Origin of the sequence: Catonella sp. (assembly GCF_052169795.1) — a bacterium.
Lineage (GTDB): Bacteria > Bacillota > Clostridia > Lachnospirales > Lachnospiraceae > Catonella.
This window is the reverse complement of the sequence record NZ_JBQNBU010000017.1, coordinates 22,411-40,274: the sequence shown is the minus strand read 5'-3', so window position 1 is coordinate 40,274 and position 17,864 is coordinate 22,411. Positions and strand designations below refer to the sequence as shown.

17 protein-coding genes are annotated in these 17,864 nt (G+C 36.0%); 1 reads left to right on the top strand and 16 read right to left on the bottom strand.

What is annotated here, in order from left to right:
* Positions 1 to 270: 270 nt before the first annotated feature.
* Positions 271 to 459 carry a cystinosin-like protein gene (locus tag ACTTKP_RS04330; RefSeq protein WP_442552674.1) on the bottom strand — a complete coding sequence of 63 codons (189 nt, stop codon included), beginning with the start codon at positions 457 to 459 and terminating at the stop codon, positions 271 to 273.
* 138 nt (positions 460 to 597) lie between these two features.
* Between ACTTKP_RS04330 and ACTTKP_RS04325 the strand changes: the two genes are divergently transcribed.
* Positions 598 to 858, top strand: coding sequence for a helix-turn-helix domain-containing protein (locus tag ACTTKP_RS04325; RefSeq protein WP_442552673.1), 261 nt, complete (start codon positions 598 to 600; stop codon positions 856 to 858).
* A gap of 128 nt (positions 859 to 986) precedes the next feature.
* On the opposite strand, the gene scpB is transcribed toward ACTTKP_RS04325, so the two are convergent.
* The 15 genes from scpB to ACTTKP_RS04250 form a co-directional block, all read right to left on the bottom strand.
* Positions 987 to 1,571: an SMC-Scp complex subunit ScpB gene (gene scpB, locus ACTTKP_RS04320; RefSeq protein WP_442552672.1), complete on the bottom strand. Its 585-nt coding sequence runs from the start codon at positions 1,569 to 1,571 to the stop codon at positions 987 to 989.
* 3 nt (positions 1,572 to 1,574) lie between these two features.
* Complete coding sequence (locus ACTTKP_RS04315) at positions 1,575 to 2,363, bottom strand: segregation and condensation protein A (protein ID WP_442552671.1); 789 nt, start codon at positions 2,361 to 2,363, stop codon at positions 1,575 to 1,577.
* Positions 2,353 to 3,198, bottom strand: a complete 846-nt coding sequence (locus ACTTKP_RS04310; protein WP_442552670.1) for a metallophosphoesterase — start codon at positions 3,196 to 3,198, stop codon at positions 2,353 to 2,355. Before ACTTKP_RS04310 ends, ACTTKP_RS04315 begins: the two co-directional genes overlap by 11 nt.
* A 107-nt stretch (positions 3,199 to 3,305) precedes the next feature.
* Positions 3,306 to 3,542, bottom strand: coding sequence for a Fur family transcriptional regulator (locus ACTTKP_RS04305; RefSeq protein ID WP_442552669.1), 237 nt, complete (start codon positions 3,540 to 3,542; stop codon positions 3,306 to 3,308).
* Between the two features lie 87 nt (positions 3,543 to 3,629).
* On the bottom strand, positions 3,630 to 4,820 hold the full coding sequence (locus tag ACTTKP_RS04300; protein WP_442552668.1) for a phosphopentomutase: 1,191 nt from the start codon (positions 4,818 to 4,820) through the stop codon (positions 3,630 to 3,632).
* Positions 4,820 to 5,485, bottom strand: coding sequence for a deoxyribose-phosphate aldolase (deoC, locus tag ACTTKP_RS04295; RefSeq protein WP_442552667.1), 666 nt, complete (start codon positions 5,483 to 5,485; stop codon positions 4,820 to 4,822). Before deoC ends, ACTTKP_RS04300 begins: the two co-directional genes overlap by 1 nt.
* 26 nt (positions 5,486 to 5,511) lie before the next feature.
* Positions 5,512 to 6,219 carry a purine-nucleoside phosphorylase gene (deoD, locus tag ACTTKP_RS04290; protein ID WP_442552666.1) on the bottom strand — a complete coding sequence of 236 codons (708 nt, stop codon included), beginning with the start codon at positions 6,217 to 6,219 and terminating at the stop codon, positions 5,512 to 5,514.
* A 98-nt stretch (positions 6,220 to 6,317) separates the two neighbouring features.
* The gene (locus ACTTKP_RS04285) at positions 6,318 to 7,031 is read right to left on the bottom strand and encodes a Crp/Fnr family transcriptional regulator (protein WP_442552665.1); all 714 of its coding nucleotides are present in this window, start codon (positions 7,029 to 7,031) and stop codon (positions 6,318 to 6,320) included.
* 18 nt (positions 7,032 to 7,049) lie between these two features.
* Complete coding sequence (locus tag ACTTKP_RS04280; protein WP_442552664.1) at positions 7,050 to 7,472, bottom strand: cytidine deaminase; 423 nt, start codon at positions 7,470 to 7,472, stop codon at positions 7,050 to 7,052.
* Positions 7,473 to 7,482: 10 nt separating this feature from the next.
* On the bottom strand, positions 7,483 to 8,415 hold the full coding sequence (locus ACTTKP_RS04275) for an ABC transporter permease (RefSeq protein ID WP_442552663.1): 933 nt from the start codon (positions 8,413 to 8,415) through the stop codon (positions 7,483 to 7,485).
* A gap of 2 nt (positions 8,416 to 8,417) precedes the next feature.
* Positions 8,418 to 9,482, bottom strand: a complete 1,065-nt coding sequence (locus ACTTKP_RS04270) for an ABC transporter permease (RefSeq protein ID WP_442552662.1) — start codon at positions 9,480 to 9,482, stop codon at positions 8,418 to 8,420.
* Entirely contained in the window at positions 9,475 to 11,001 is a 1,527-nt protein-coding gene (locus tag ACTTKP_RS04265) for an ABC transporter ATP-binding protein (RefSeq protein WP_442552677.1), read from the bottom strand. The genes ACTTKP_RS04270 and ACTTKP_RS04265 overlap by 8 nt, the downstream gene beginning before the upstream one ends.
* A 226-nt stretch (positions 11,002 to 11,227) precedes the next feature.
* Complete coding sequence (locus tag ACTTKP_RS04260; protein ID WP_442552661.1) at positions 11,228 to 12,391, bottom strand: BMP family lipoprotein; 1,164 nt, start codon at positions 12,389 to 12,391, stop codon at positions 11,228 to 11,230.
* Between the two features lie 78 nt (positions 12,392 to 12,469).
* Positions 12,470 to 13,249 (bottom strand): uridine phosphorylase, encoded by a 780-nt coding sequence (gene udp, locus ACTTKP_RS04255; protein WP_442552660.1) that lies wholly within the window; start codon positions 13,247 to 13,249, stop codon positions 12,470 to 12,472.
* A gap of 217 nt (positions 13,250 to 13,466) precedes the next feature.
* On the bottom strand, positions 13,467 to 17,864 hold the full coding sequence (locus tag ACTTKP_RS04250) for a PolC-type DNA polymerase III (RefSeq protein WP_442552659.1): 4,398 nt from the start codon (positions 17,862 to 17,864) through the stop codon (positions 13,467 to 13,469).

The window sequence follows — 17,864 nt, the reverse complement described above, 5'->3', positions numbered from 1 at the left end:
GTGTGAAAGTGCTTTTTTCTTACTAACATTTTTTCATATGTCAGTTGACACTATCTATATTTATTGAAGATGATAGTACACCAGGATATAAAATATTAGGCTTAATAACATTCGATGTTCCCTTTTAACCTGCTAAAACATCCCATACCAAAAGGTATTGAAAAACTCAATAATTTAACCAATAAAATAGGTATAAGTCACAATATTATGGTTAAAATATTGAGTTTTTAAGATACAATCCCCACTTTAGGTGTGAGAAGTTTTAGCTAACTACTTAAAAAATATACTTTTAAGTATAGCAATAGGAATAAGTATCCAACCTAAAAATAATGCATACGATAGTTTTTTTATTAAGAGAGCACTATAACTTGAATAAATTACTACTTTATTCTCATAAAGGACTTTATTAACAGCCCAATATCCTACCGCCCAATACAAAATAATTAGAACCTTTTCCATACCTTTCATCTCCTTGTATTTTATTTAATATAACATCCAAAACTCACATTATTAGATGTTATAAAACATTATACCACAAAACTTCCATTTTGGATACTTTAAAACTTCTATTTTGGATATATTTTTCTAGAGGTGAATATGGCAGAGAGAATAAATCAACACAACAATCCAATTATAGGAAGTAATATAAGAAGACTTAGGAAACAAAACAAGCTTAAAGCTACTGAGGTCATTGCTAAATTACAACTAAAAAATATAAATGTAACTACAGGAATTTTTTCAAAGGTAGAAAATGGTTGGAATAACCCTACTGTGAATATGCTTATAGCATTGACTGATATCTTCCATTGTGATTTTAATGAATTTTTCAAAAAAATAGAAGCTACAGATATACAATAAAAGTATATTTGTAACTTCTATACATCTAACCGCACCGATTTTAAAATATAAAGGTTGCAACTTAAAATTGTAGCAGAAGAAAGATATCTGCGACCTATGGCATAAATAATTTATGGTTATTAATATTTTTAATTAGTTTTTTCCAAATCTTCAAATGTCATCTGAGCCTCTTTTTCAGCCTCTTGTTTGAATATATCTTCCGTTTCCTGATTTATAACCGGCAAGTCTTCAAGTGACTTTATCCCAAAAGAACGAAGAAAATCCTCGGTAGTTCCAAAAACCAGAGGCTTTCCCGGTGCCTGTAGCCTCCCTGCTTCTTCTATGAGTCCATATTCTATCAGCTTATTTACTGCATGGTCTGATTTTACCCCTCTTATAGCTTCAATATCAGCCCTTGTAACGGGTTGTTTATAAGCAACTATAGAGAGAGTTTCAAGTAACGCATCTGTCAGATTATGCTTTTTAGGTACATTCGCTACTTTAATAAGTGTTTCATACATTTCTGCCTTTGTACACATCTGAAATGAGTCTTCCAATTCTATTATACTTATCCCATGTGATTCTTCCTCATATTCATCCATCATAGTATTAATCATCTTTTTAACAGTATCGGCATCAACTCCAACTGCATCAGATATTGCCTCCAGTCTGACAGATTTTCCCATTGCAAAAAGTATGGCCTCTATTTTCGCCTTTAATATCTTTAACTCCACTTTCTATTCCTCTTCCATATTTTTATAATCTTCTTTTGTAAATATTTTCTCCGAAATAAATTCAATAGCTATATCCGAATCAGAAACTTCTTGAACTGCCTTAATCACACCTACTTTCATTAATTCCAACACCGCAAGAAAACTTACCACTACATGCAGTCTTGACGGCTGATTCAATAGAAAGTCCTTAAAACTAAAATATTTATGTAATTTACCATAATCCTGTAAGTCTTTTATAGAATCAGAAATGTTTATAGGCTCTTTTTTTATCTTACCAAATGAACTTCGTATAGGATCAGCCTTATCAGTCTGTTTTTTTATGACAAAATTAAAAATATTATGCAGTTTAGCAAGTGTCAAATCTCCTATAATATCAGCCATATCAGGTTTTTCTTTATACTCAGCAACCTCTCTTGGTATAGTAGGTTCTTTGAATACATAAAAAGAAGCTAAATCTTCTCTGGCTTTAAGAAGCTCTGCAGAATATTTGTGCATTTTATATTCAAGCAGTCTGTTTACCAATTCTTCTCTTGGATCAGCCGGTTCACCGTTTTCCTTTTCTTCTACAGGTAAAAGCATTCTTGACTTTATATTTATAAGCTGTGCTGCCACCAGAAGAAAATCACTCATTGTATCCAAATCAGCATCATTCATCTGCTTTACATATTCCATGTACTGGTCAGTAATTTCAGCAATTGGTATGTCATAAATATCTATTTTATTTTTTTCAATAAGATGAAGCAAAAGGTCAAGAGGTCCTTCAAATGCTTCAAGCTTAACTTCAATTCCCATTTATTTTCTCTCCAAACTTTAATTCTACAAGTGTAAGCTCAGGAGGATTAAATATCCTCAGGTTTATAGTATGCATTCCTGCACCGCAGGAAACTATCATATTTTTACCACCTTCTTTATATAAGCCACCTGAATATTTAGGAAATATAAAGAAATCAGGTCCTATTACCCCACCTAATAATGGAAGGCGCATTATTCCACCATGTAAATGCCCTGAAAGAGTTAAATCAGCTCCCCACCCTTTATAAGTTTCAAAATAAAGAGGTGAATGAGCCATAAGTATGCTATAGTTTTCGTTTTTAATCCCTAATGTATCAATCATATTTTCAAGGGGAAGCTTTTGTCTTTTAAATTTAGGATAAAACTCTCTTCCCAGGCTAAGTCCATATATATCAATACTTTCCTCATTTTCACGGGTAAGTCTGTATACATCATTATCAAGTAATTTTACATTAAGCTTGGTTAAAGCCTCTTTATATACTTCCCACAGTTTGTGATGTAATTTTTCTTCATGATTTCCCAAGGCATGTATAATGGCATATTTTTTAGAAAGCTTTGAAAGTAAATCTATTGATGTATATACAGATTTACCCGATATAGGAGTGTAACCTTCATTATATTTACGGCTTTCACCACCAACCACCATATCGCCACCTATTAAGATGCAGTCAGGATTTACTTTATCTATAAGCTTTATTAATGAAGCATTTTCTTTTCCGTATACCTTACCATGTAAATCAGATATGAATATAAACCTGAAGCCGTCAAAGGATAATGGCAGCTTCGGTGAGTATATCTGATATTTTTTTAAATATAATCCCTTACCTATAATCAAACATTATCCCCTTTCTTAAACAATAACGCCATTATTTTAACATAAAAAAACCGACTATGATATATCAAATTTAAAATATTCATAGCCGGCTCACATTATTCTGTCATTTAATTATTAATTTCTATGGTATCTATTCTGTTCACTATTCCCATATCTTCAAGCTGTCTAATCATTCTATAAACAGTTGCCATTCCTATGGTTTTATCTTTTTTAGTCACCTGATAATATATATCTTTACAAGAATTAAAGCTATTGTTCATAATTACATCAATTATCAGCTTACGCTGTTTTGTAATTCTAAATCCTCCGCTCTTAAGCCTTTCAATAACCTGTTCACTCGTCATATCAACAACCCCTTAATATAATACTATCCAACTAGGATTTATAAGTATTATATTAAATCATTTGAAAATGATTGTCAATATCGTATTTTAAACCAACTCACTAAGCATTGAAGTTCCGATAGTTCCTTCCGGCATCTTAACTCCAAAGTTCTCAGCAATTGTTGCGCCCATATCTGCAAAAGTATTACGCTCAGGTATACTTCCCGAACCCTTAAAGCTCTTTGAATAAGCTACAAAAGGTACTTTCTCTCTTGTATGGTCAGTTCCGGTATAAGTAGGGTCATTTCCATGGTCTGCTGTAATTATAAGTAAATCATCATCACGCATTACATCTAAAAATTCACCTAATTTCACATCAAACTTCTCTATCTCATCACCATAGCCTATAGGATCTCTCCTATGTCCCCAAAGTGCATCAAAGTCAACAAGATTTACAAAGCAAAGACCTGTAAAGTCTTTGCCCGCCTCTTCTATAGTCTGTTCCATACCATGTACCGAACTATTTGAATGGTAAGCTTCTGTAATACCTTCTGTTACAAAAATATCATTTATCTTTCCGATGGAAATTACATCAAAGCCGGCATTTTTAAGTGCATTAAGAGCTGTATCACCAGTTGGCTTAACTGCGTAATCATGACGGTTAGCTGTCCTCTTAAACTCACCCTTTTTCTTACCGACATAAGGTCTTGCTATAACTCTTCCAACCTTCCACTCATCTCTCATACAAAGCTCTCTGGCAATCTCACAGCATCTGTAGAGATTTTGAAGGTCAAATGTTTCTTCATTTCCACAAATCTGAAGCACTGAGTCAGCAGATGTATATACAATCATCTTGCCTTCATTTATTTCAGTTTCAGCAAGCTCCTCTAAAATTTCAGTTCCGGAAGCACTCTTATTTCCAATAATTTCCTTACCACAACGCTTAGATAATTCGTCTAAAAGTTCTTTTGGGAAACCTGTATCCGTAAAAGTTACAAAAGGTGTGGTGGTATGAATGCCCATCATTTCCCAATGTCCTGTCATAGTATCTTTTCCATTGCTCATCTCATTTAATGGGCAATAATAACCTAAAGGTTTTTCAACAGGCTCCACTTTACTAAGTGGTTTAAGGTTAGCAAGACCGAGTTTTCTGAGATTTGGAATATTAAAATGCTCTACAGTATCCGAAATATGTCCTAAGGTATCTACATTTACATCTCCAAATTTCTCGGAGTCAGCCATAGCTCCCATACCCATAGAATCACAAACAATCAAAAATACTCTTTTAAATCTGCTCATTAATATCCGGTTGCCTCCTGTCCTTTAACTAACTTGACTATTCTGCTTGTACCAAGTCTGTCAGCACCGAGTTCCAAAAATTTATATGCATCATCAAGGCTTGCAATACCTCCCGCAGCCTTAATTTTTACATTTTCACCAACATGCTCACTAAATAATTTTACATCATCAAAGGTAGCCCCTGCTGTACTAAAGCCTGTAGAAGTCTTAATATAATCAGCTCCTGCCTTAGTAACTATCTCACACATCTTTATCTTTTCTTCATCTGTAAGAAGGCAGGTTTCGATAATTACTTTCAGAACAAGGCTTCCAACAGCTTCCTTTATAGCCTTTATCTCTGCCTCAAGTTCATCATATTTTTTGTCTTTAAGCCAGCCTATGTTGATAACCATATCTACTTCTTTAGCACCATTATTTACAGCATCCTTTGCCATAAATACCTTTGAAGCAGTTGTAGCATAGCCGTTTGGAAAGCCTATAACCGTACAGATAGCAAGCCTTCCATTTACATATTCTGCAGCTTCTTTTACAAAGCTTGCAGGTATACAAGCTGAAGCTACATTATATTTCATAGCATCATCTAAAATCTGTTTAATATCATCCCAAACAGCTGTCTGGGTAAGTAAGGTATGGTCAACATGTGTAAGCATCTCTTCCTGTGTCATTTTATTAAATATCCTTTCTAAATGTATTAAGCAAGTTCAAGCGCAAGCTCCATCATCTTGCCAAAGCCTGTCTGTCTCTCGTCTGAGCTTAACTCTTCTCCTGTAATAATATTATCTGAAATCGTAAGAATTGCCAAAGCCTTTTTCTTACTTCTTGCAGCTTCCATATAAAGAGCCGCAGCTTCCATTTCAACACAAAGCACACCCATCTTAATCCAAGCACTATGTGGGTCTTTTAAATCACAATAAAAAGGATCAGAAGAAAGTACATTACCAACCACAGTAGGTGTACCCTGTTTTTTTGCTATTTCTACAGCATTAGAAAGTAATTCATAATTAGCTATTGGTGCATAAGTTCCGGGTATTTCATACTGATTTGCCCAACCGGAATTGGTACAAGCTCCCTGAGCTATTACTACACTTCTTACCGGACACTGCTCGCTTATAGAACCTGCCGAACCAATTCTTACTATATTTTCAACTCCATAGAAATTGAAGAGTTCATGAGAATAAATTCCTATAGAAGGCATACCCATGCCTCCACCCATTACGGACACTCTTTTTCCTTTATAGGTTCCCGTAAAACCAAGCATATTTCTTACATCGGTAACAAGAACCGGATTCTCAAGATATGTTTCAGCTATATACTTAGCTCTTAATGGATCTCCCGGCATAAGTACTGTTTTTGCAAAATCTCCCTCTTTCGCTCTGATATGTGGTGTAGGTACCGGCATAACATTATCCTCCTTAACAATTTTTATATTTTACTTCATGCTTCTCAAATGATTTAATCACACTACTGTTGTAGTGTACTTAAACTGTCTAAATATACTTAAATATCATCTACTTTATCAGCAAGCCTCAACTTTATTTCGTTATATTTTTCAAATGTCAATATAAGTTTCTGTCCTTTTTTTACTAAAAAACCTTCTTTTATAAGTTCTTTCACAGTACGATTAACTGTCCTGACTGAAAGTGCCGTACCCTTAGCCAAGTCATTCCTGCTCATATCTATAATTACCTTGTCAGCCGAGTGATTTTTTTCATAAAAATCGTGTAGAAATAAGAGAACTCTTTCTTCTCCCTGTAAAAACATAAACAACCTTTCTTTTCTACATTGTTCTAACAGGTACTTAGTCATAGACGCAGTAAACATCTTCAATGCATTTATGTCATTTAAAACCCATTTTGCAAACTGATCTTTTGAGAGTTTTAAAAATCTAGAAGTGGTTACAGTTATAAGAGTAGTCTTATATGTTTCTTCACCTAGTAAAAATTCCATTGCTCCAAAAATCTCAACAGGATAAAATCTTATAAAATCATATACAACAGGAAAAACTCTTAAATCGGTAGCCTTTACAACACCGGTAAGCAAAATATACACTGTGTTTGCAGGATCATTCTCCGTAACAAATTCGGTGTCCTTAGACAATACAACTTCTTGAAACTCCTCCAAAAGCCATCTGGGAGCATTTTTTAAAAACTGCTCAAGGTATCGATGGCTCTCATCACTCAGATATCTCCATACATTATCTAACTCACTCATATGGGTACTCCTTGCAAATTACTGCACTTTCAGATTGTTAGGTCCAAAACCGAGAGGAAGCAATTCTCTTAGTTTAAATACCTTCATAACCTCAGGGTCATTAGTACCTAAAATTACATCAAATTCATCAGCATCGACAAACTCATTTATTACCTGTCTACATACTCCGCAGGGTGGGCAAATCGACAATTTTTCATCCTCTTCAGCTCCGCCGACAATAGCTATTGCAGTAAAATCTTTATCACCTTCACTAACAGCCTTAAAAATTGCCGTTCTCTCAGCACAGTTAACCGGTGAGTATGCTGCATTTTCAATATTACATCCCTTATATACCTTGCCGGTTTTAGTGAGCAGAGCCGCTCCTACCTTAAAATGTGAATAAGGTACATATGCCATCTTTCTTGCTTCAAGAGCTATATCTATCAATTCCTTATATTCCATAAAGCACTCCTTATTTTGACTTGATATAAGGCTTACCATTAGCTGCAGGCGCATCTGCTCTTCCTACAAAGAAGATAAGAGCAAGGATGGTAACTACATAAGGTATCATAGAAATTAAGTTAGGTGAAACCATATTGCCCTGACTGGCAAGTGCCTTAAGTCCGTTACACACACCGAAGATGAGACAGCCTTTTAATGCACCAATAGGCGAAAATTTACCAAAAATAACTGCTGCAATTGCAATAAAACCCTGTCCTACTATTACTGTAGGCTTGAACTGGCTTACTGTTGCAAGTGTACAAAATGCTCCACCAAGTCCTGCCAAAAATCCTGATAAAATAACACAAATATATCTTACCAAATATACATTGATACCAAGTGACTCACAAGCCACCGGATGTTCTCCACAGGCACGAAGATGTGCTCCAAGCTTTGTCTTGTAAAATACAAAGCTTGCTATAATGGCAAATATAAATACTATATATGCCATAGAATATACATTGAGTACATTGGCACCAAAACTTCCTGCTTCAAAAACATCATTGAACATCTTAGGCAGTTTATCCTCTAAAGGTATGGCAGGGCTGTCTGTAGAATTGTAAAGAATCATACAGGTAAAAGCTGCAAGTCCCGGTCCGATAAAGTTAATAGCTGTACCTGCTATAGTCTGATCTGCGTGGAAATGTATGCAGACAACTGCATGAATAAGCCCAAATACTCCACCGGCAAGACCTCCTATAATAAAGGCTAAGATTCCATTTCCTGTAACAAGGGCTGCAATAGCACCTGTCACTGCACCTATTGTCATCATTCCTTCAATTCCGATATTAACAACTCCGCTTCTTTCTGAAAAACAAGAACCGAGAGCAGCCAAAAGAAGTGGAGGGGTTGCAATCAGTGCTGCATTAATCAAAAGTCCAAGATTTTGAATTAAAATATCCATTATTATGCCTCCTTCTTCTCTGTAAGTTTAAGCAGTATATATTTAAATATATGCGCTATTGCTATGAAGATAATTACACAGCCCATAATTATGCTTATTATCTGTGAAGGAACCTGAACCATATTTAATTTAGAGCCTCCAAACTTCATTGCTCCATAGAAAAGTCCTGCAAAGATACAACCAATAGGACTTGAACTTCCAATAAGTGCTACCGAAATTCCCTCAAAACCATAGCCTTCCTGACTCGCAAACTGCACAAGCCTTCCACTCTGTCCCATAATCTGTACAGCACCGCCAAGTCCTGCAAGTGCACCTGATATACAAAGAGCTGTCAGTATTGACTTATTAGCATCTATTCCTGCATAATCAGCAGAATGCTTATTAAAACCTACTGCCTTTAATCTATAACCAAGAGTAGTTTTTTCTATTATTACCCAAATACCTATTGCAACTATAACCGCTATAAAAATACCCCAGTTTGCATCAGGACATTTAATCTTAGCTATCCAGTCAGCAGGAAGAAGAAGCCTTGCACTGTCTTCCAAATTTTTAGAAGCCTCTCCGCCTTCAACCTTAATTGACTTTAAGTTTACTACAAAATTAGAAAGATAGAAGGCAATCCAGTTAAACATAATGAATGAAAGTACCTCATGTATTCCTCTTTTAACCTTCATAATACCACAAATAAATGACCAAAATGCTCCTGCCGCCATAGCTGCAATTATGCAAAGAGGCACATGGATGACTGCCGGCAGTTTTACCAAAACACCCACAAGAGTTGCAGCTATGCTTCCAACAACAAACTGTCCTTCTGCTCCGATATTAAATACACCTGTCCTAAAAGAAAAGGCAACAGACAGACCTGTAAGTATAATCGGAGCGGCATATACTAATGTATATACCATATACTTAGGCTTACCGAACACACTGGATATAAGTTTTCCATAGGCCACAGCAGGACTTATGCCTGCGATAACAAGAAAAATTGCTCCAATAAGAAAGCCTATTATAATTGCAATAATAGTGTATAATACATTGCTCTGCAAAATACTTTTTTTCTTATTCACCCTGCTTACCTCCTGCCATCATAAATCCCAGCTCACCCTCTCTTGCTTCACTTCCGAGTAAGCTGCCTGCAACCTTTCCACTGCTTATAACTACTATCCTATCTGAAAGGTTCATAATTTCATCAAGTTCAAAAGAAACTAAAAGTACGGCTTTCCCCTTATTTCTCTGTTCTACAATATACTTATGGACGAACTCAATAGCACCTACATCAAGCCCTCGGGTCGGATTCACAGCAATCAGCAAGTCTTTATTGTTGGTCACTTCTCTCGCAATAATTACCTTCTGCTGATTACCGCCTGAAAGACTTCCGGCAGGATTTCCCTCCGCTCCTCTTGGTCTTATATCAAATTTATCCATCATTTCTGTTGCGTGTTTACGAATCTCTTTCCTATTTAAAATAAAACCATTTGAATACGGTGCTTCATTGTAGTGCTGTAAAATAAGATTGTCTTCAATAGAAAATTCAAGTACAAGTCCATGCTTTTGACGGTCGGCAGGTATACTTGAAAGTCCGTCCCTAAATATTTCACTGGGAGTTTTATTAAAAATATCCTTGCCGTTCATGGTAATCTCACCTGAATCAGCCTTTTTAAGTCCACTAAGTATTTCAACAAGCTCAGTTTGACCATTTCCATCCACACCGGCAAGACCAACTATTTCTCCTGCTCTTACGGAAATATCAAATCCCTTAAGTATATCCACTCCTCTATAATCACGAGCTTTAAGGTTCTTAACTGAAAGTACCTCTTCTCCTGCTTCCTGTTCCTTCTTCTCTACCTTAAAGTTTACATCACGCCCTACCATGAGTGCTGCCAAATCAGCCTCATCTACATCATCAACCTTAACAGTCTTTATATATTTACCCTGACGGATGATGGTGCAGTTATCCGAACAGGCTTTAATTTCTTTAAGCTTATGTGTAATTATTATTATACTCTTGCCATCCGCTGTGAGATTTTTAATAATTACCATAAGTTCATCTATTTCTTGAGGAGTAAGCGAAGCTGTAGGCTCATCAAGAATAAGAATATCAGCACCTCTATACAGCACCTTCAATATTTCTACCCTTTGCTGCATACCCACTGAAATATCTTCAATCTTAGCATCTGGATCTACCTTCATACCATATTTTTCTGAGATTTCAAGTACCTTTTTCTTTGCAACCTTATAGTCAATTTTTACTCCCTTGACAGGCTCTATACCTAAAACTATATTTTCAGTTACGGTAAAAGGCTGAATAAGCATAAAATGCTGATGCACCATTCCTATACCAAGCTCAATGGCATGCTTAGGACTTGTTATGTCTACTGCCTTGCCCTTTATATAGATTTGTCCACTTGTAGGTCTGTACATACCATATAGCACATTCATAAGGGTACTCTTACCAGCTCCGTTTTCACCAAGTATGGAATGAACCTCTCCTTTATGTACCGTTAAATTTACTCCGTCATTTGCAGTAAAATTTCCAAACTTTTTAACGATGTTTTCCATTTTAACTGCCATGACTTTTTCATCCATATGACTTTCAATGCCCACAGTTTTACCTCCCATTTTTTAATTATGATAACATCATATTTTCAAAATAATATCTTAATTAAAAGACACTGTTTTCAAAACACAATTTTTAAGATTATCTGCAACTATCGTAGTAGAATATACGATAGTTGCAGATAATTATTGCTATTACAACTTAACTAAAATCCCAAAACCATTTGCTATATCAAAACGCAAATAAGATTTTGACTTAGTCTAATTCGTACTTATCACCAAATTCTTTTTCAAATTCGTCCTTTGTACCCGGAACTACAACTTCACCGCTTAAAATCTTAGCCTTAACCTCTTCTACCTTCTTAAGTACATCCTCTGAAAGAAGATCTGTTGTAGGAGCTATATCTACACCACCTTTTGAAAGGTCATATACCATCTCTCCACCTTTGATTGTTCCTTCAACAAGCTGCTTAGCAGTATCATATACAGCATTGTCCACACGCTTCATAGCTGAAGTAATAACTGTTTCAGGTGCTAAAGAACTCTGGTCTGTATCAACACCGATAGCTGAAATCTTAGCTTCCTGACAAGCCTGAATAACACCAACACCTGTACCGCCTGCAGCATGGAAGATGACATCAGCACCATTAGTAATCATGGTTGTAGCACTTGTCTTTCCGATTGCAGGATCTGCAAAACAGTTAGCATTTATCTGCTGAACTGTTGCTTCAGGATTAGCTGCATATACACCTGCAAGATAGCCGTAGCCAAACTTGTTCATCATATCACTTGCCATACCAAGTACAAAACCTACATTATTCTTCTTGGTTACAAGACCTGCTACATAACCTACAAGGTAAGAAGCCTGTTCCTGTTTGAATGTAAGACAGGTAACATTAGGAAGTGCAGCATTACTTGCATCATCAATGATAGCAAATTTTGTATCAGGATGTGCCTCAGCAGCCTTCTTAGTAGCTTCAGCAAGTTTAAAACCTACACATACGATAAGATCATACTCTTCATCTACAAATGTCTCAATATTACTTGTATAATCGGCATCTGTCTTTGATTCAAGATAGTTAATCTCTATGCCAAAATCTGCTTTTGCCTGCTCAAGACCTTTCCAAGAAGTCTCGTTGAATGAGTGATCGTGGATACCGCCTACATCAGTGATAAGTCCAATCTTTAAGTCTGACTTAGCTGTAGTAGCGCTTGAAGTCTTTGAAGCACTATCTGTTTTAGATGCGCTTGCTGTACTTGTAGTGCTTGTAGCACTTGTAGCGGTGCTAGCGGTGCTAGCGGTGCTAGCCTTTGAAGCACTTGCATTACTTGTTTTGTTCTCCTTAGCCTGTCCACCACATGCTGCTAAAGAAAGCACCATAACTGCTGACATAGCCATTGCTAAAAACCTTTTTTTCATTTCTTTTCTCCTTTTTTAAGAAATTTTTTTATGTTATACTGCCTTTAGGCAGCAGTAACCAAATTAAACAAAGTAAAACTATTTTAAGCTATCTTCTTTAATTAGTCTCCTTATAGCCTCAATAGCTGTAACTATAGCTGCTTCTGTATCATGTACCTGTTCATTAGGAAGATTCTTCTTTGCTCTCTCCTGATTAGCTACAACCAAAAAGCATGAGCCAACTCTTACCCTTAAAAAACTTCCTGCTATAAAGAGTGCAGCAGACTCCATTTCAGAGGCTAAACATCCCATTCTAAGCCAAGCCTGCCACTTATTTTCAAGTTCATAACTCACAGGCATAATCTCAGGCTCATGTTGACCAAAGAAAGAATCTTTGCACTGAACTACTCCGACATGGTATCTGTGTTTAAGCATCTTTGCAGAATCAATAAGAGCATTCATAACTTCCACATCTGAAACTGCCGGATATTCTATAGGAGCAAACTCCCTGCTTGTGCCCTCCATACGAATGGCACCGCTTGCTATGACAACATCGCCTCCCATAACATCATCCTGCATACCTCCACAGGTTCCAACTCTTAAAAAGGTATCTGCACCACATTTTGAAAGTTCATCTATGGCAATGGCAGCAGATGGTCCACCTATTCCGGTAGAAGTCACACTTACCTTAACACCGTCTAAGGTACCTGTATAAGTCACATACTCTCTACTGTCTGCTACAAGTACAGAATTATCAAAATGAGCTGCAATCTTTTTACATCTTTTAGGATCTCCCGGAAGCAACACATATCTTCCTACATCACCTTTTCCTACACCTGTATGATACTGTTTACCTGAGCCTTCCGCATAATCAATCATATTTCCCTCCAAACAGCCTGCAAACCTTTTGTAAGTTTTGCACAATTTTATCTCTAATATTTTATAATATACAACTTTTCACCACAAGGTTAAAGGACATTTGTCCTCTTTTGTCGGATTTAAATGATTTATATACAGATTTTTACAATTTTTTTTGCGACAAATGGTAATTTTGTATTCATCATATCTTAAAAGTATCCTGCTGTGAGTATAAATATCAATATTTCATAATGTCAAACAATGAAATCTGACTTGAATTTGGCAGTCCATCAAGTATTCCAAGTTCAGTCATCGTATCTATAGCAGTCTGGGTAGTGCCCTTTGCCCGCCTTTTCAAATCATCTTTTGAAAGAAATTTACCCTTCTTAGAGGCTTCGTGCAGAGCATAAGCGGCCTTGTCTCCCATTCCGTCAATAGTAATAAGAGCAGGCATTATCTTTCCGTCAATAATCTGAAAATGTTTCGGTTTTGCCTTGTATATGTCAATAGGCATAAAATTATAACCTCTTGAGTACATTTCAAGCACAATGTAAGCATCTCCCAATATATCTTCGTCTGTAGCCTTTCTCTTAAATTTCTCAATCTTTTTAATAGTTTTTATAACATTTAATACTTTTTCTTTTCCGAAACAAAACAATCCGTAGTCAAAAGCTTTCGCCCTAATGCTAAAATATGCTGAATAATATGCAAGCGGATAATGTACTTTAAAATACGCAATTCTTAAAGCCATCATAATATATGCCACAGCATGAGCCTTAGGGAACATATATTTAATTTTCTTACAAGACCATATATACCAGTCCGGTACATTATGCTCAAGCATTTCTTTCTCCCATTCCGGAGTCAGTCCCTTGCCCTTACGCACACTTTCCATTATTTTGAATGCAAGTCCCGGTTCAAGTCCCATATTTATAAGATAAATCATAATATCATCTCTGGTACAGATGGCAGTTGACAGTTCACACTTATTTTCTGCTATCAGTGTCTGGGTATTACCTGTCCATACATCAGTGCCATGTGAGAGTCCTGAAATTCTAACCAGATCCGAAAAACACTTAGGTTTAGTATCTCTAAGCATCTGCATAACGAAGTCTGTTCCAAGCTCAGGCAAGCCTAAGCTTCCAAGGTCATATCCATCCAAATCTTCAGCCTTTAACTCAAGAGAATCAAGACTATTAAATAATGAAAGAACTTTCTCATCATCAAATCTGATTTCTCTTGCTATTACTCCTGTTAAATCTTCAAGCATTCTTATCATAGTCGGATCATCGTGTCCCAGTATGTCCAGTTTTAAAAGATTGTGATCAATGGAGTGATAATCAAAATGCGTAGTGATAATAGGAGTATCCATCTTATTTGCAGGATGTTGTACAGGCGTAAATGTATTAATATCTTCTCCCAGAGGAAGTACAACTATTCCACCCGGGTGCTGTCCCGTAGTCCTTCTCACTCCTATGCATCCTGCTGAAACTCTTTCTATTTCAGCTTTACGCATATTTATATTATCATGCTCTTCATTATATTTAAGCACATAGCCAAATGCTGTTTTTTCTGCCACACCGCCTATAGTTCCTGCCCTATATGTCTGCCCTTCTCCAAAGATTACTTCAGTGTAAGCATGGGCTTTTGGCTGATATTCTCCTGAAAAATTAAGATCTATATCAGGCTCTTTATCACCATTAAAGCCGAGAAAGGTTTCAAAAGGAATGTCATGTCCATCTTTAGCTAAGGGCTTACCACATACAGGACATATCCTGTCCGGCATATCACAACCGCTCATTCCCGAAAACTTTTTAACTTCATCAGAATCAAAATCAACAAAATGACAATGCTCACAGTAGTAATGTGCAGAAAGTGAATTAACCTCTGTTATTCCTGATAAAAAGGCTACAAAGGAAGATCCTACCGACCCTCTCGAACCCACAAGGTAGCCATCCTCATTGGACTTCCACACAAGTTTCTGCGCAATTATGTACATAACCGCAAATCCGTTTGAAATAATTGAATTTAACTCATGTTCAAGCCTGTCCACTACCTTCTTAGGAAGTTTTTTTCCATATATTTCATATGCCTTACTATAACATATTCTTCTAAGTTCTTCATCAGAATTTTCAATTATCGGCGCACTCTTATCCGGACGGACAGGTGAGATATTTTCTATCATATCGGCAATCAGATTCGTATTTGTTATAACAACCTCTTCCGCCTTTTCCTTACCCAGATATGAAAATTCTTCCAGCATTTCTTCAGTAGTCCTAAGATAAAGCGGCAGCGGTCTGTCTGCATCCTTCATTCCCTTTGACCAGAGAAGATATTTTCTGTAAATCTCATCTCCCGGATTTAAAAAATGGGCGTCGCAGGTTGCAACTACCGGCTTGTTAAATTTTTCACCAAGTTCTGCTATTTTACAATTTAACTCCCTTAAATCATCCTTACTTGCCACATCCGCAATCTTCTCATTTTCAATCATAAACTCATTGTTTGCAAGCGGCTGAATTTCAAAATAATCATAAAAATTGACAAGAGCTTCAATTTCATCGTCCCCATGCCTGTTTAATAATGCCTGATAAAGTTCTCCCGCCTCACAGGCAGAGCCGATAATCAGACCTTCTCTATGCTCCATAAGCAAACTCTTTGGTATTCTTGGCCTTCTCATAAAATATGTTAAATGAGACTTAGATATTAGCTTATATAAATTTATCCTTCCAAGGTCATTTTTAGCTAAAATTATAACATGGTAAGTTCCCATTTTTTTGATAGTATCGGAATCAAAACCTTTATTCCCATTTAAATTATAAAGCAGATAGTTCCCATATTTTATATGTGCAAGTTCACAGAGTTTTATATAGATTTCCGCAGTACAGCCTGCATCATCAACCGCTCTATGATGGTGTTCAAGTATAACACCCAATTTTTCCGCAACAGAATCAAGCCTATAACTTTTTAAGCCGGGCAGCAAAAGCCTTGACATAGTCACTGTATCAACTACAGTAAATTCTTCCTTAAGCCCAAGCCTCTTCATATTTTCAAATATGAAACTTGTATCAAAAGATGCATTATGTGCAACTAAAAAACAACCTTTGCAAAATTTCAAAAATTCCGGCAGAATTACATCTATCTCAGGCTCATTTATAACCATATCCTGTGTGATGCTTGTAAGCTTAGTTATTTCCTCCGGAATATATTGCTTTGGATTTACAAAGGCTGAAAATCTATCTGTTACTTTTCCATCTACAACCTTTACCGCTCCTATTTCTATAATTCTGCAATTTTTAGGACCGAACCCTGTAGTTTCTATATCAAAAATCACCGCAGAATCAGTAAGTTTTTGTCCCTTTTCCATTCTTACAGCAGGAGAAATATCATCTACAAGATAGCCTTCAACACCGTATATTACCTTAAAATCCTTCATCTTAAGAGCGGATTTTGCATGAAATATATCCGTAAATCCCTGAACCGCACCATGATCAGTTATAGCAACTGCCTTATGCCCCCATTTTGAAAGGGTTGTAAGTAATTCCTTCGTGTCTATGACCGCATCCATTTCACTCATTTTAGTATGCAGATGAAGCTCCACTCGTTTTTTCTCGCTATTATCAACCCTCTCAGTCCTGAAATCCTCAATTTCCTTTATGCCCTGTACATAGCCCAGGCTAAGTTCGTTAATATATGTATCAAATTGTACATCTGCACTTATTTTTATGAACTTTCCGACTTTTAGCTTATTTTTTAATTCATCTTTGCCTTCCTTTTCTGTCCAGATTTTACAGATAATACTATCTGTAAAATCCGTAAGGTTTAACGATAAAACCACCTTACCATTATTAAATTCCTTTTCTTCTAATGCAACAATTTTTGCTCTTACAATCAAATTTTTTTGCGGCTCTGTTATGTCTGTAAGTTTTGTAGATGCACCGTCAAAATTTTTTCCATAAATAACACTTGGATCTTGCTCTAAAGTTTTCTTCTTATATCCCCCATTTGAACTAAATGATTTTTTATATTTTTTCTGTGCGTTTTGTTTTTTCTCACCTGCAGATTTAGAAATTATCTCAGGCTGTGGTCTGTCTGCCAATATCTCAGCAATGGTATAAGTATCCTTATCTTCTTTTTTTTGGTTAACAGTTTCCTTAAAACTCAGTTTTATTTCCACTTCTTTATTATATCTCTTTGCAAAAATAAGTTTTATCCAATCAGATATGTGACGGAGTTTTTCTCTTATAATAAAATTATCTTCATTTTCTATATGAATCGCCGTATCATTACAGTCTATTTTACTACTTTTTATTATATTACTATAAATCTTTCCATATTCAGCTATTTCTTCCAAAATATTCTTACTGTTTTTCTCAAATATGTTCTGTACAGTACAATCTGAAAAGTCATATCTTTCTTCAATCAGAACTGTCTGCTTATTTGAAGTAAATATCTGCCCTGAAAGTATATCCTGCATAGCCAGAACATACTTTCTTTGTATAGGACTTCTGCCGGAAATTATCACTGTTATTTCACCACTTCCCCTTGAAACAGCAACTTTTTCAACCGATACATCTTCAAAAGCTTTTTCAATTTCTTCATTTATTACAAGATTGCTAAAAGCCTCATGAAAATCCAT